The organism is Caballeronia sp. dw_276 (assembly GCF_018449635.1).
Lineage (GTDB): Bacteria > Pseudomonadota > Gammaproteobacteria > Burkholderiales > Burkholderiaceae > Caballeronia.
In genome coordinates this window covers 179,255-194,523 of sequence record NZ_JAAVUV010000003.1, presented here as the reverse complement: position 1 = coordinate 194,523, position 15,269 = coordinate 179,255, and the positions used below count along the sequence as shown (strand labels likewise).

At 59.3% G+C, this 15,269-nt stretch carries 12 protein-coding genes; 9 read left to right on the top strand and 3 right to left on the bottom strand.

Annotated elements, in window-relative coordinates:
• Nucleotides 1–103: 103 nt before the first annotated feature.
• From aceE to lpdA, 3 genes are all read left to right on the top strand, one after another.
• Nucleotides 104–2,803: a pyruvate dehydrogenase (acetyl-transferring), homodimeric type gene (gene aceE / locus HB633_RS06790; RefSeq protein WP_213777363.1), complete on the top strand. Its 2,700-nt coding sequence runs from the start codon at nt 104–106 to the stop codon at nt 2,801–2,803.
• 101 nt (nt 2,804–2,904) lie between these two features.
• Nucleotides 2,905–4,566: a dihydrolipoyllysine-residue acetyltransferase gene (gene aceF / locus HB633_RS06785; protein ID WP_213777362.1), complete on the top strand. Its 1,662-nt coding sequence runs from the start codon at nt 2,905–2,907 to the stop codon at nt 4,564–4,566.
• 150 nt (nt 4,567–4,716) lie between these two features.
• Nucleotides 4,717–6,834 carry a dihydrolipoyl dehydrogenase gene (gene lpdA, locus HB633_RS06780; RefSeq protein WP_213777361.1) on the top strand — a complete coding sequence of 706 codons (2,118 nt, stop codon included), beginning with the start codon at nt 4,717–4,719 and terminating at the stop codon, nt 6,832–6,834.
• A gap of 163 nt (nt 6,835–6,997) precedes the next feature.
• Here lpdA and HB633_RS06775 read toward each other — a convergent pair whose 3' ends face one another.
• The gene (locus HB633_RS06775; protein ID WP_056352480.1) at nt 6,998–7,573 is read right to left on the bottom strand and encodes a phasin family protein; all 576 of its coding nucleotides are present in this window, start codon (nt 7,571–7,573) and stop codon (nt 6,998–7,000) included.
• Nucleotides 7,574–7,888: 315 nt separating this feature from the next.
• Here HB633_RS06775 and HB633_RS06770 point away from each other — a divergent pair, with 315 nt between their 5' ends.
• Both HB633_RS06770 and pbpG read left to right on the top strand, forming a co-directional pair.
• Nucleotides 7,889–8,854 carry a histone deacetylase gene (locus tag HB633_RS06770; RefSeq protein WP_213777360.1) on the top strand — a complete coding sequence of 322 codons (966 nt, stop codon included), beginning with the start codon at nt 7,889–7,891 and terminating at the stop codon, nt 8,852–8,854.
• Between the two features lie 471 nt (nt 8,855–9,325).
• A complete protein-coding gene (pbpG, locus tag HB633_RS06765) occupies nt 9,326–10,525 on the top strand; it encodes a D-alanyl-D-alanine endopeptidase (protein ID WP_213777359.1) in 1,200 nt (399 codons plus the stop codon).
• 88 nt (nt 10,526–10,613) lie between these two features.
• Here pbpG and HB633_RS06760 read toward each other — a convergent pair whose 3' ends face one another.
• Both HB633_RS06760 and HB633_RS06755 read right to left on the bottom strand, forming a co-directional pair.
• Nucleotides 10,614–11,411: an IclR family transcriptional regulator gene (locus HB633_RS06760; protein ID WP_213777358.1), complete on the bottom strand. Its 798-nt coding sequence runs from the start codon at nt 11,409–11,411 to the stop codon at nt 10,614–10,616.
• Nucleotides 11,412–11,595: 184 nt separating this feature from the next.
• Nucleotides 11,596–12,117, bottom strand: coding sequence for a hypothetical protein (locus HB633_RS06755; RefSeq protein ID WP_213777357.1), 522 nt, complete (start codon nt 12,115–12,117; stop codon nt 11,596–11,598).
• Nucleotides 12,118–12,404: 287 nt separating this feature from the next.
• On the opposite strand from HB633_RS06755, the gene HB633_RS06750 reads away from it, so the two are divergent.
• The 4 genes from HB633_RS06750 to HB633_RS06735 all read left to right on the top strand — a co-directional run bounded on the left by HB633_RS06750 (nt 12,405) and on the right by HB633_RS06735 (nt 15,220).
• A complete protein-coding gene (locus tag HB633_RS06750; RefSeq protein WP_213777356.1) occupies nt 12,405–12,629 on the top strand; it encodes a hypothetical protein in 225 nt (74 codons plus the stop codon).
• A gap of 131 nt (nt 12,630–12,760) precedes the next feature.
• A complete protein-coding gene (locus HB633_RS06745; RefSeq protein WP_213777355.1) occupies nt 12,761–13,243 on the top strand; it encodes a low molecular weight protein-tyrosine-phosphatase in 483 nt (160 codons plus the stop codon).
• Nucleotides 13,244–13,391: 148 nt separating this feature from the next.
• On the top strand, nt 13,392–13,919 hold the full coding sequence (iscR, locus tag HB633_RS06740; protein WP_213777354.1) for a Fe-S cluster assembly transcriptional regulator IscR: 528 nt from the start codon (nt 13,392–13,394) through the stop codon (nt 13,917–13,919).
• Nucleotides 13,920–13,996: 77 nt separating this feature from the next.
• Nucleotides 13,997–15,220, top strand: coding sequence for an IscS subfamily cysteine desulfurase (locus HB633_RS06735; RefSeq protein ID WP_213777353.1), 1,224 nt, complete (start codon nt 13,997–13,999; stop codon nt 15,218–15,220).
• The last annotated feature ends 49 nt before the right edge of the window (nt 15,221–15,269 follow it).

The window sequence follows — 15,269 nt, the reverse complement described above, 5'->3', positions numbered from 1 at the left end:
CGCACGCGCGCTTGTCCCCAATGTTTTCCGTGGTTGATCCTGCGGTTTTCCATGAGGCTCGCGTCGACTGTTCACAGAGCGTTCCTCAAATCAGGAGACGAGCATGTCAGCTGTACCCGACGAAGTGATGAAATATGTCGCCAACGCAAAAGACGACGAAGATCCCCAGGAAACTGCTGAGTGGCTCGAGGCCCTCGACGGCGTGATTTCGGCGGAAGGCCCGGATCGTGCCCATTACCTGATTGAGAAGCAGATCGAATTCGCGCGCGTGCACGGCGAACATCTGCCGTTCTCGGCAAACACGCCATACATCAATACCATTCCGGTTGCCGCCCAGTCGAAGATTCCCGGCGACCAGGACATCGAACACAAGATCCGTTCTTACACGCGCTGGAACGCCATTGCCATGGTGCTGCGCGCCGGCAAGGATACGAACGTGGGCGGTCATATCGCTTCGTTTGCGTCGGCCGCAACGCTGTATGACGTTGGTTTCAACCACTTTTGGCACGCACCGTCGCCCGAACACGGCGGCGACCTGGTGTTCGTGCAAGGTCACTCGTCGCCGGGCGTGTATGCCCGCGCGTTCCTGCTTGGCCGCCTGAAGCAAAGCCAGCTCGACAACTTCCGTCAGGAAGTGGGCGGCGAAGGCATTTCTTCGTACCCGCATCCGTGGCTGATGCCGGATTTCTGGCAATTCCCGACCGTTTCGATGGGCCTCGGCCCGATCATGGCGATCTATCAAGCGCGCTTCATGAAGTACATCGATGCGCGCGGTATCGCCAAGGCGGGTAACCGCAAGGTCTGGGCGTTCCTCGGAGACGGCGAAACGGATGAGCCGGAATCGCTCGGCGCGATCGGCATGGCCGGACGTGAGCGTCTGGACAACCTCGTCTTCGTGATCAACTGCAACTTGCAGCGTCTCGATGGCCCGGTGCGCGGCAACGGCAAGATCATCCAGGAACTCGAAAGCGAGTTCCGCGGCGCAGGCTGGAACGTGATCAAAGTGGTGTGGGGCAGCCGCTGGGATTCGCTTTTCGCGCGCGATAAAACCGGTGCATTGATGCGCCGCATGATGGAAGTCGTCGACGGCGAATATCAGACCTACAAGTCGGAATCGGGTGCGTATGTTCGCGAGCATTTCTTCAACACGCCGGAACTCAAGGCGATGGTTGCAGAATGGTCCGACGAAGACATCTGGAATCTGAATCGCGGCGGCCACGATCCGCACAAGATCTACGCGGCTTACGCGGAAGCATCGAAGACGAAGGGCCAGCCGACGGTCATTCTTGCCAAGACCATCAAGGGTTATGGCATGGGCGAAGCCGGCCAGGCCATGAACATCACGCACCAGCAGAAGAAGCTGCACACGGATCAGCTGAAGAAATTCCGCGACCAGTTCAAGCTGCCGATCCCCGACGACCAGATCGCCGACGTGCCGTACCTGACGTTCGAAGAAGGTTCGAAGGAACTCGAGTACATGCGCGCTCGCCGCCAGGAACTCGGCGGTTATCTGCCGGCTCGCCGTCAGAAGGCCGAGTCGCTGCCGGTGCCGGATCTGTCGGTGTTCGAACCGGTGCTCAAGGGCACGGGTCCGGGCCGCGAGATCTCCACGACCATGGCGTTCGTGCGGATTCTCAACATCCTGTTGAAGGACAAGGCACTTGGCAAGCGGATCGTGCCGATCGTGCCGGATGAATCGCGTACCTTCGGCATGGAAGGTCTGTTCCGCCAGATCGGTATCTGGAATCAGGACGGCCAGAAGTACGTGCCGGAAGATTCCGACCAGCTGATGTTCTATCGTGAATCGGAAACTGGCCAGATCCTGCAGGAAGGGATCAACGAAGCGGGCGGGATGTGTGACTGGATTGCGGCGGCGACGTCGTACTCCACTCACAACGAGATCATGATCCCGTTCTACATCTTCTATTCCATGTTCGGTTTTCAGCGCATCGGCGACCTGGCCTGGGCCGCGGGCGACATGCGTTCGCGCGGCTTCTTGCTGGGCGGCACGGCCGGACGCACGACGCTGAACGGCGAAGGCCTGCAGCACGAAGACGGTCACTCGCTGATGTGGGCGGCGTCGGTCCCGAATTGCGTGAGCTACGACCCGACCTTCGGCTACGAACTCGCCGTGATCATGCAGGACGGTCTGCGCCGCATGGTGGCCGAGCAGGAAGACGTGTATTACTACGTCACGGTCATGAACGAGAACTACGAGCACCCGGCGATCCCGCAAAGCGATTCGGTTGCGGCCGATATCGTCAAGGGCATGTACGCGTTCCGCAAGTCGGATGCCGATGCAACTGCGCCGCGCGTTCAGCTGATGGGCGCGGGCACGATCTTCAATGAAGTGATTGCTGCTGCCGACTTGCTGAAGAACGACTGGAACGTCGCGGCGGATCTCTGGAGCGTTCCGAGCTTCACGGAACTGGCGCGTGACGGCATGGACGTCGAGCGCTGGAACCTGCTGCATCCGACCGAAGAGCGCCGTGTTGCGCACGTGACCAAGTTGCTGAAAGACGCGAAGGGCCCGGTGATTGCATCGACGGATTACGTGCGTGCGCTCGTCGACCAGATTCGCGGTTTCGTGCCGAACAAGTTTGTCGTGCTCGGCACGGACGGTTATGGCCGTTCGGACACGCGTGAAAAGCTGCGCCATTTCTTCGAAGTCGACCGCTACTGGGTCACCGTCGCGGCGCTCAATGCGCTCGCCGACGAAGGCACGATCGACCGCAAGGTCGTCGCCGAGGCGATCAAGAAGTATGAGCTCGACCCCGCCAAACCCAACCCGATGACGGTTTAACGCATCGGCCCCCGAGTGTTGCTGCGTGAAGTCGCCCCGGCCTTGGCGTTTAGCCTTGTGCCAGGGCGATTTTCGCGTCGCGACCCAGGAGACAATAAACAATGAGTCAAGCGATCGAAGTCAAGGTGCCGGATATCGGCGATTACACGGACATTCCGGTGATCGAGGTGCTGGTGAAAGCAGGCGATACGGTTGAGAAAGAGCAGTCGCTCGTCACGCTCGAATCCGATAAAGCGACTATGGACGTGCCGAGTTCGGCAGCCGGCGTCGTGAAGGAAGTGAAGGTCAAGGTCGGCGACAACGTTTCGGAAGGTTCGTTGATCGTCGTACTGGAAGGCGGCGAAGCGGCGGCTCCTGCTGCTGCGCCGAAGGCTGCTGAAAAGCCAGCGGAACCTGCCAAGGAAAAGACCGCCGAAACCGCTGCGCCTGCGGCGTCCTCAGGCGGTGGACCGGTTGAAGTGAAGGTGCCCGATATCGGCGACTTCAAGGATATTCCGGTTATCGAAGTGAACGTGAAGGTAGGCGACAAGGTCGAGAAAGAGCAATCGCTCGTGACGCTTGAATCCGACAAAGCCACCATGGACGTGCCGTCGCCCGCAGCGGGCACGGTCAAGGAACTCAAGGTCAAGGTTGGCGACAACGTGTCGGAAGGGACGTTGATCGTAGTGCTGGAAGGTGGTGCGGGCTCTTCGGCTCCGGCCGCGGCGCCTAAGCAGGAAGCCCCGAAGCAGGAAGCTCCCAAAGCTGCCGCCCCCGCGCAGGCCGCTCCAGCTCAAAAAGAAGCACCGTCCGCACTCGCGCTGGCGCCGGCAATTCCCGCCGGCGAAGGTGGTGCGCGTACGTCGAGCCATGCATCGCCGTCCGTGCGTAAGTTCGCGCGCGAGCTTGGCGTGGATGTGTCGAGCGTCACAGGTTCGGGTCCGAAGAACCGCATCACACAAGCGGACGTCACCGCGTTCGTGAAGGGCGTGATGACCGGTCAGGGCAAGGCGCCGGTTGCAGCTGCTGCAGCGCCGGCCGGTGGCGGCGAGCTCAACCTGCTGCCGTGGCCGAAGATCGACTTCACGAAGTTCGGTCCGGTCGATCCGAAGCCGCTCTCGCGCATCAAGAAGATTTCGGGCGCGAACCTGCATCGCAACTGGGTCATGATTCCGCACGTCACGAACAACGACGAAGCCGACATCACCGACCTCGAAGCACTGCGAGTGACGTTGAACAAGGAAAACGAGAAAGCCGGCGTGAAGTTCACCATGCTCGCTTTCGTGATCAAGGCAGTCGTTGCCGCGCTGAAGAAATTCCCGACGTTCAATGCGAGCCTCGACGGTGACAACCTCGTCTTCAAGCAGTACTACAACATCGGTTTTGCCGCCGATACCCCGAACGGTTTGATGGTTCCGGTGATCCGCGACGCCGACAAGAAGGGTCTCGTCGATGTCGCCAAGGAGATGGCCGACCTGTCGAAGGCTGCGCGCGAAGGCAAGCTGAAGCCGGATCAAATGCAGGGCGGATGTTTCTCGATTTCGTCGCTCGGCGGGATCGGCGGAACGCATTTCACGCCGATCATCAACGCGCCTGAAGTGGCCATTCTCGGATTGTCGCGCGGCGCGATGAAGCCGGTTTGGGACGGCAAGGCGTTCGTGCCGCGACTGATCCTGCCCTTGTCGCTGTCTTATGATCATCGGGTTATCGATGGCGCCGAGGCCGCGCGGTTCAATGCCTACCTTTCTGCTGTGCTGGCGGATTTCCGCCGAGTGAGTCTGTGACTTTTTGGGTTTGGCGGGCCGCTTTGCAGGGGCCGCCAGCCATCTCATTGAACTTGCTTTGCATGGCATCAAGGCAAAGACAGGCAAGTCTGCCGACGGCAGAACCGATTGCTTTCGCAGGTTCTGCCGGCTTCTCATTTAGGGGACAACATGAGTCTCACCGAACTTAAAGTACCCGATATCGGCGATTTCAAAGACGTCGACGTCATCGAAGTCAATATCAAAGCCGGCGACGCCATCGAAAAAGAACAAGGCGTCCTGACGCTCGAATCCGACAAGGCTTCCATTGAAGTGCCCAGCGATCTCGTCGGCACGGTCAAGGAAGTCAAAGTCAAAGCCGGCGATAAAGTCTCGCAAGGCACCGTGATCGCGACAGTGGAAACCGCCGACGCAGGCAGCGAAAAGCCAGCCGAAAAACCCGCCGCTCCGGTAGAAGCCAAGGCCGAAGCACCCGCGCCTGCGCCGAAAGAAGCCGCTGCACCCAAGCCTGCCGAACAGAAACCCGCGGGCGGCGGATCGCAGGACGTGAAGGTGCCGGACATCGGCGATTTCACAGACATCCCGGTGATCGAAATTCACGTGAAGGCCGGCGATACGGTCGAGAAAGAGCAATCGCTCGTCACGCTTGAATCCGATAAAGCAACCATGGACGTGCCATCGCCCGCAGCGGGCACGGTCAAGGAAGTGAAGGTCAAGATCGGCGATAACGTCTCCGAAGGCTCCGTGATCCTGACGCTCGAAGGCCAGGGCGGCGGCGTGAGCCAGGTCGAAGAAAAGCCGAAGACCGCAGCGCCGCAGCCTGCCGAAAAAGCCACCGCGGCGCCCGCACCGAAGGCCGCATCGTTCTCGGGCTCGGCCGATATCGAATGCGAGATGCTCGTGCTCGGCGCCGGTCCTGGCGGGTATTCGGCGGCGTTTCGCGCGGCCGATCTGGGCATGAACACGGTCATCGTCGAACGCTATGCAACGCTTGGCGGCGTCTGCCTGAATGTCGGCTGCATTCCGTCGAAGGCCTTGCTCCACGCTGCATCGATCACCGAAGAAGCCAAGGCGCTCGCGCACCACGGCATCTCGTTCGGCGAGCCGACCATCGATCTCGACAAACTGCGCGACTTCAAGTCGGGCGTCGTCAAGAAGCTGACCGGCGGTCTCGCCGGCATGGCGAAGGCGCGCAAGGTGCAGGTGGTGACGGGCGTCGGCAAGTTCGTCGGCCCGAATCACATGGAGATCGAAGGCGAGGGCGGCAAGAAGGTCGTGCAGTTCAAGAAGGCGATCATCGCGGCGGGTTCGCAAGCCGTGAAGCTGCCGTTCATGCCGGAAGATCCACGCGTGGTCGACTCGACCGGTGCGCTGGAATTGCGTCAGATCCCGAAGCGCATGCTGGTGATTGGCGGCGGCATTATCGGCCTGGAAATGGCGACGGTGTATGCGGCCTTGGGCGCGCAGATCGATGTAGTCGAAATGCTCGATGGCCTGATGGCCGGCGCGGATCGCGATCTCGTGAAGGTCTGGGAGAAGTTCAACGCCAAGCGCTTCGCCAACGTCATGCTCAAGACGAAGACGACCAAGGCGGAAGCCAAGGAAGACGGGATCTACGTAAGCTTCGAAGGCGAAAAAGCCCCCGCCGATGCACAACGCTACGACCTCGTGCTCGTGGCCGTCGGCCGCAGTCCGAACGGCGGCAAGATCGGCGCGGACAAGGCCGGCGTCGCGGTGACGGATCGTGGGTTTATCAACGTCGACAAACAGTTGCGCACGAACGTCGAGCATATCTTTGCGATCGGCGATCTGGTCGGCCAGCCGATGCTCGCGCACAAAGCCGTGCACGAAGGCCATGTTGCGGCCGAAGCGGCGCATGGCGAGAAGGCGTACTTCGATGCATTGCAGATCCCGTCGGTTGCCTACACCGATCCCGAAGTGGCATGGGCCGGCAAGACGGAAGACCAGTGCAAGGCCGAAGGCATCAAGTACGGCAAGGCGGTGTTCCCGTGGGCTGCATCGGGCCGCGCGATCGCCAATGGCCGCGACGAAGGTTTCACCAAGCTCATCTTCGACGAAGAAACGCACCGGATCATCGGCGGCGGGATCGTGGGCACGAGCGCGGGCGACCTGATAAGCGAAGTGTGTCTGGCAATCGAAATGGGCGCGGACGCGGAGGATATCGGCAAGACGATTCATCCGCATCCGACGCTCGGTGAGTCGATCGGCATGGCCGCCGAGTTGTATGAAGGCGTGTGTACGGATTTGCCGCCGCAGCGCAAGAAGTAAGGTATCGCGGCTAGTGATTGAAAGCGGCGCGTTCTGAACAGAACGCGCCGCTTTTTTAGCGCGTAAAAAAGCCGCTCCAACATGAGTTGGAGCGGCTTTTCGCGTCTACGCGGCATTCAAACTTTCACATCCGAAATCTGGCGCAAAAGTTTGAAGCACGTCGTTAGGCAGTCTTCTTTACAGCAGCGCGCGAAGCTTGAGCGGTTGCCTGCGATGCAGCCTTCGTAGCGGCCGTAGCGGCTGCGTTGAAGTTGCTTTCAGCGATTTCAACAGCTTGCTTGCTTGCCTTGTGAATGGTTTCGTACGTGGTGTTGGCGGCGGTGATGGCCGACTTCATCACGGCGACTGCCGTTTCCGAACCTGCCGGCGCGTTCTTTGCAACGTTGTCAACGAGTGCTTGCACCTTGCGATTCTGGTCTTCGTACTGAGCTTCGGCAACACGTGCGAACTCGGCTTGCGTGGACGATGCGATTTCATACAGATGGCGGCCATACGACAGCGCCTTTTCCGCGACCGGCTGAGCCAGGCTGGCTTGCAATGCGAGCAGTTCTTGCGCGTCCTTCACCGACAACACGCGTTGCGTGTTTTCCTGGCTTTCAGCCAGCGTCGACTTCACGACTTGCAAATTCAGCTCAAGCAGCTTTTCCATGCCTTCGAACGCCTTGTTCGTCAAGCCGAACAGCGTGTCGAATTGAGCTTTGTTGGCGGCGGCGATTTGTTCCGGGGTCAAAAGGGTCATGTCACGCTCCTGAAAGTCGACCCATCATCAGCGCGGGTCGTGGGTTTTGGCGGCGCCGGAAGTTCCGGAACCGTATGAGGCGAAACAGCTATTGGTGCGTCGCAACATGGAACCCATTTTAGGCATATTCCTAAAGATGTCAAGCATCTTTTTGTGCGTCGCAACATTCGATGAAATCTTATTAAACAACGGCTTACGTGATTCGATTAGCATATCTGGAACCATATTCCGGGATCTATCGCACCAGTTTGGGGCGAAGAGCGCAAACGATTCGGATGCTAGGATCATGTCTCAATAAATTGGAATTTTGTTTCAATGAAGGCTTACTACAGCGACCGCTTCGTCCTTCCGTTACCACCTGGGCATCGCTTTCCGATGCAGAAATACAGGATGTTGCGCGAGCGCGTTGAAGCTGAACTGCCCGATGTCGAACTGGAAGAGGCGCCAATCGCGGCCGACTCGGATCTCCAACGCGTGCATGCCGCCGACTATGTCGCGCGGGTGGCGACCGGTTCACTCGATGACTCTGCCCAGCGAGAAATCGGTTTCCCTTGGTCGCCGGAAATGGTCGAACGCGCGCGTCGTTCGGTGGGCGCCACTATCGCGGCTTGCCGCGCCGCCCGTCAGGATGGATTTGCCGTGAATCTCGCGGGAGGAACGCATCATTCGTACGCGTCACATGGCGCGGGGTTTTGCGTTTTCAATGATGCCGCCGTCGCCGCTCGCGTCATGCAAGCCGAGGCGCGGGAGAGGGGCGAAGGCGCAGTGCAAATCGCAATCGTCGATCTGGATGTTCATCAGGGCAACGGCACAGCGTCGATTTTCAAGGACGACCCGAGCGTTTTCACGCTGTCGCTGCATGGCGAATCCAACTATCCGTTCAGCAAGGAAACCAGCAGTCTGGATATCGCGTTGCCCGACGGCTGCGACGACAACACCTATATGGAAGCGCTTGCGAGTGCATTGGCAATGATGTTCGAGCGCGCGAGGCCAGCGATGCTGATTTATCTGGCAGGCGCCGATCCCCATATCGGCGATCGGCTTGGCCGTCTGGCGTTGTCCATCGATGGGCTCGCGCGGCGCGATTCGCTGGTATTCGCCACGGCACGTGAGCGCGGCTTGCCGGTCGCGGTCGCAATGGCGGGGGGGTATGGCCGCGACATCGACATAACGGTCGATATCCATCTGCAAACCATTCAGCTTGCATCGGTCGCGGCCGGTTTAACGCGCGCAAAGCATGCCGGGCTTACCGGAGGGGACCGTTCATTTGAAAAGGTTTGAAACGCGGTACACCAAATGTGTTAAACAAACGTTAACATTCGAAACTGACCAAAGTTCGTGAAATTTTGTATGAACAAAAATGCGCGAGCGTGGTCGAAAGGCCGTTTGAACCGTTGTACTTCAGCGCAACACGTCGGTAGTGCACTCGTGCTTTGTGAGATTTTTTCGCTTTGAGCGTTCCGCGCCGTTTATTGCGGATTTCTATCAAGGCCGCCTCAAAAAGTGTCTTAAGTTTCACGAACTATTGCCGTTAGTGCGCTGATAGCCAAGCTTTGGCAATTGCGTGTGACGATCAAAACGATTGTGCCGATTGCCATGTTTTTTTACGATTGCGCCCAAGAACGTAGTTGCTCTCGCGGTTCGTCTCTTACAATTCAGTTTAAGTACTGCCGATAAGTGCTTAATATTGCTAATTTTTCGAAGCTTTACTACACTGGCGACACTCTCTCGCCGGTCCAGAACAGAACACTAATGAAAACCGAAATGTTTTCGTCGCTCAGGGTGATCCACGGCGTTGCAGTCCGCACCGCGCTGTCGGTTGCCGTGTCGGTGGCGCTCGCGACGTCTTTCGCGGCCGCACCGGTCGACGCCTTTGCCAAGACCCAAACTTCAAAGTCTGCCAAGAGATCCGCTAAACCCGCAGTTGCGCCTCAAGCAAAATCCGCCAAGCCGGCTAAAGTTGCCACGCGCGCGCCCAAGGGTGTGAAAACGGCGAAAGTCGCTGCTGCCGCTGCTGATGACGAAGCCGCGCCCGCGGCGCGCGGAAAGCGCGCGCACCGGGTGAGTTATCGGATGGATGCGCATGGCCGCCGTTCCGCCGTGCGATCGGTTGCCTACCAGCCGCGCCCGCCGACCGTGGGCCAGGCGTTCGGCCTGCATGAAACGCCGGACAGTCTCGCGCTGCGTTCGAGCGTCGCCTATGTGGTCGACCAGAACACGTCGGAAACGCTTTTCGATAAAAACTCGCGCGCCGTCGTGCCCATTGCGTCAATCACGAAGCTGATGACGGCCATGGTCGTGCTGGATTCCAAGGCGCCGCTTACCGAAGAAATCAACGTCACCGATGAAGACCGAGACTACGAGAAGTACACAGGTTCGCGTCTCGCTGTCGGTTCCGAACTGAACCGCGAAGACATGCTGCACATTGCGCTGATGGCATCGGAGAATCGCGCTGCTGCCGCTTTGTCGCGCTATTACCCGAATGGCCGGCCTGGCTTTATCGCCGCAATGAACGCGAAAGCGAAGATGCTCGGCATGACCGACACGCACTTCGAAAACTCCACAGGATTGACGAGCCAGAACGTGTCGAGCGCGCGTGATCTGGTGAAGATGGTCAACGCGGCTTATCAGTATCCGTTGATTCGCAAGTTCTCGACCGACCGCAGCTACGACGTGTTCACCGGCAAGCGCAATCTGGCTTACAACAGCACGAATGCATTGATCCGTAATCCGAGTTGGGAAATCGGTCTGCAGAAAACCGGCTTCATCAATGAAGCGGGCGAGTGCCTTGTGATGCAGACGACCATCAACGGACGTCCTGTCGTCATTATCTTGCTTGACTCGTCGGGCAAATATTCGCGTTTCGCCGACGCCGGCCGTCTGCGCGGTTTCCTCGAAACCGCCGGAGAGCCGCACATTACCAGCGCCGATGCCGGCGGTGGGGGCACCTGATTCGCGTCTGACTCTGCGAAACGTAGAAAGCCGGTTTTATCGAAAGATAAAACCGGCTTTTGAGTTTCCAAGCTGCAGATAATTGCGCTTAGCGTTGCTGCGAATCCGCGCTCGGTTCCGGCCGATAACCCAGCGAACGCGAGATCTCAAGCGCCGTTCCACTTAGCTGGTTCAGCCACGAATCCTGCAGCCGGTCGGCCGGCGCGGAAAGTGACAGGCCCGCGACCAGCCGGCCGGTATCGTCGTAAATTCCTGCCGCGATGCAGCGCACGCCGAGCTCCAGTTCCTCGTTGTCGCGCGCGCAAGCCTGGCTGCGTACGAACGACAACTCGCGCTCCAGCTTGGCCAGATCAGTGATGCTGTTTTGCGTGTGCCCCGATAGTCCGGTGCGCGTGGCGTAGGCGCGGACCCGGGCGGATTCGTCGGCGGCGAGAAAGAGTTTCCCCACCGATGTCAGATGCAACGGCGCCCGCCCGCCGATGGCCCGCACCACCTGCATGCCCGAGCGTTCCGAATATGCGCGTTCTATATAGACGATTTCATCGCCCTGACGCACCGAAAGATTGACGGTCTGCCCGGTCTCGCGATGCAGTTCGCGCATCGGCGGCATGGCCGCTTCACGGACCGAGAGCCGCGCCTTCACCAGATTGCCGAGTTCGAGCAGCCGCATGCCGAGCCGGTATGTGCCTGGATCGGAACGGTCGACCAGCCGGCACGTCACCATGTCGTTCAGGATCCGGTGCGCGGTCGAAGGATGCAGCGACGTGCTCTGCGAGAGTTCTTTAAGACTGACGGGATCGGTGTGCGCGGCGAGCGCGTCGAGCAGACGCATCATGCGCTCGATCACCTGTATGGACGTTCTGGATTCCGGGTTCGTATCGCTCATGGAGAAAATCAGTTGATACGTCAAACAGCGGAATCATGATTGTATCTCGTATTGTGAAAAGTGCGAAAGACGGTCGGACATCAATGCGGCAGCGTTTTCTGTCCCCCAGCGTATCTATGCACAATAAAAAGCCGTCCCGGATCGATTGATCAGGGACGGCCTTGTGCGAAGAAAGCGGCGAGGGTCAGTGGTTCCTTTCGGAGCCCTGTGGCCCTTGAACCGGCGATGGCTTATTCCAGTTCGAGCGGCCGACGTAAGGCGTGCGCGCCTGCTGTTGCTGCGGTTGCGGTTGCGCTCCTGGCCCGCCAGCCTGTGGCGGACGACCGCCGCCGCCTTGCTGCGGGCCGCCTCCACCCGCTTGCTGGCCGCCATGGCCGCCGCGATCGCCTCTGTCGCCACCACGGTCGCCGCCGCGGTTTCCGCCTCGGTCACCTCGGTCGCCCCATCCTCCCGGAGGCGGGCGGCGATATCCGGGACCATCGTCCCAATACCGTGGCCCCGGGCCGCCACCGTAATACCCTCCGCCGATCACCACGCCGGATTGCACGACCGGCGCGCCGTAGTATCCGGGATCGTATCCGCCGGGGTACGCGGGGTAAGACGAATAGCCGCCCGATGCATACGCAGGCGTGCCGTCCGGATAGACGGCGCAACCCGCGACAAGGGCGGACGAAACGAGGATGAGGCCTGCGGCTGCGAGTTTCATATCGAGTATTGCAAACGGTGGTTGATTACCGTATCTGACAGCATTGACGACAGGATGTCGCAAGAAGTTTGTAAAGTTTTATCTCGTTGGTAACGCGGCCGCAAGTGACGGCGACCAAACAGCACGAGGGTTCCATCGCGATACAACGCCAATGGGGCACGCGCTGTTGACACAACTGCAACAATGCTTTGTGCTCAAACGCCTTTATCGGACTAGGACTAACCCTTAAAATCGAAATGTCCTGCAGTGGGTCCGTCAGCCCACGGGACACGAGAAAGGGGTTAGAAATGAAAAAGACAATATCGACCTACTGGCCTGTTGCCATGCTTGTTCCGCTGGCCCTCGCGGGTTATTGCCATGCCATTCATCCAATGGCGGGCGCTGCGGCGCACCCGCAAAGCGCCGCAACCGTCAGCGCCGAATTCGCACGTGCTATTTCACTGGGCCTTGTAGATTCGGACAATTCCGTACCGGCAAACTCGCCATCAGTCACGGTGTCACAGCCGTTCTAAGCGCGTCTATCGGGCGAAAAAACAACGTCCTTTGTATAATCCGGGACCGCGTGTGAACGCTCGCTTCATGGGCTTGCAAGGCGGCACGTGAAGTGCGATCACCGCCTCAAGCCAACGATGTCCGGAACCCGATGAACACTATCGCCATTTGCTTTGTCTGTCTTGGCAACATCTGCCGTTCGCCTAGCGCCGAAGCGGTGATGCTGCATCAAGTTGGAAAGGCGAAACTTGCGGACCGGATTGTCGTCGACTCGGCGGGTACTGGCGACTGGCATATTGGCCATCCGCCAGATGAACGCGCCCAGCGCGCGGCAAAAGCGCGCGGTTATGACTTGTCGATGTTACGTGGCCGGCAGGTGCGGATAGAGGATTTCGCGCGTTTCGACCTCCTGATAGCAATGGACGATGCAAATGCCGCCGCCCTTGCAAAGGTCTGCCCGGCGGAGTACCGCGACAAGATCAGGTTGCTGATGGAGTTCGCCACGCGCGATGACAGCCGCGTAGTGGTCGATCCGTACTTCGGTGGCGACGAGGGTTTCGAACGCGTGCTCGATCAGTGCGAAGACGCCTGCGAAGGCCTGCTAAAGGCATTGCGCACGCAACTGGTGGCTTGAGCGCACTGGCGTCGGCATGTTTCAACGCCCGCAACGTCTCAGAGAATTCCTAATAAATGAGCCTGAGATACTTGACTAAATCCGTAGGCTATTTATACTTGAGCAAAATCATCCAGTATTAGCAGTAGCCCCCGGTAGCGTACAAACCATGAGACTCACCACGAAAGGCCGTTTCGCCGTCACGGCGATGATCGACCTGGCATTGCGCCAGGAGCAGGGCCCGGTGACGTTGGCCGGAATCAGCCAGCGCCAGCACATTTCGCTTTCTTACCTCGAACAGTTGTTCGGCAAGCTGCGCCGCCACGAAATCGTGGAGTCGGTGCGGGGTCCGGGTGGCGGATACAATCTCGCGCGCCGTGCTGAAAACGTCACGGTTGCGGACATCATCATCGCGGTGGACGAACCTATTGACGCTACTCAGTGTGGCGGCAAGGGTGCGTGCGAAGGCACGAAGCAGCACGACGGCCATTGCATGACCCACGAACTCTGGTCCACGCTCAATCAGAAGATGGTCGAGTATCTCGATTCGGTCTCGCTGAAAGATCTCGTCGACCAGCAGCGTGCGCGCGATGGATCGCCGGCGGTATTGCGCGATCGCCGCGCCGATACGGCGAGCGTAGAGCCAGCCCGTGTGGCGCCAAAAGGACCGAATTCCGTTTTCAACCTGGCTGGCTGACGGCTGCCGCGCATCTGAAGAATCGACGCGGCTGTCTCGCCTGAAAAAGCCAATTGAGTCAAACCCCGGAGCAACTGATGAACAACGACATTCCCCACCTGCCCATTTACATGGACTACAGCGCAACGACTCCGGTCGATCCGCGCGTGGTGGACAAGATGATTCCGTACCTGCGCGAGCAGTTCGGCAATCCGGCATCGCGCAGCCATCAGTATGGCTGGGACGCGGAACGGGCGGTCGAAGAGGCGCGCGAGAACGTGGCGAAGCTGGTCAATTGCGACCCGCGCGAAATCATCTGGACGTCGGGCGCAACGGAATCGGACAACCTCGCCATCAAGGGCGCGGCGCATTTTTACAAGAGCAAGGGCAAGCACATCATCACGGTGAAGACCGAGCACAAGGCCGTGCTCGATACCTGCCGCGAGCTCGAGCGCGAAGGCTTCGAAGTCACGTACCTGGATGTGAAGGACGACGGTCTGCTCGATCTGGACGTATTCCAGGCTGCGATCCGTCCGGACACCATCCTCGTGTCCGTGATGAACGTGAACAATGAAATTGGCGTGATCCAGGATATTGCTGCGATCGGCGAGATCACGCGTGCGAAGGGCATCGTGCTTCACGTCGATGCCGCGCAAGCCACCGGCAAGATCGAAATCGATCTGCAGAAGCTGAAGGTCGACCTGATGTCGTTCTCGGCGCACAAGACGTACGGTCCGAAGGGTATCGGCGCGTTGTTCGTGCGCCGCAAGCCGCGGATTCGTATCGAAGCGCAAATGCATGGCGGCGGTCACGAGCGCGGAATGCGTTCGGGCACGCTGGCGACGCATCAGATCGTCGGCATGGGCGAAGCTTTCCGGATCGCGCGCGAAGAAATGGCGACCGAAAACGAGCGCGTGCGTATGTTGCGCGACCGTCTGCTGAAGGGTTTGTCGGAGATGGAAGAGGTCTATGTGAACGGCGACATGGCGACCCGTGTGCCGCATAACCTCAACATCAGCTTCAACTTTGTTGAAGGCGAGTCGCTGATCATGGCGGTGAAGGACGTGGCGGTATCGTCGGGTTCGGCGTGTACATCGGCTTCGCTGGAACCGTCCTACGTGCTGCGCGCATTGGGTCGCAATGACGAACTCGCGCACAGCTCGATCCGCTTCACGGTTGGCCGCTTCACGACCGAGCAGGATGTGGACTACGTGATCAATTTGTTGAAGGGCAAGATTCAGAAGCTGCGCGACCTGTCGCCGCTTTGGGAAATGCATAAGGACGGCATCGACATCTCGTCGATCCAGTGGGCCGCGCACTGAGCAGCACTTTGCGCCCCGGTTGAACGCACACGCATACGAATTCAAGGAG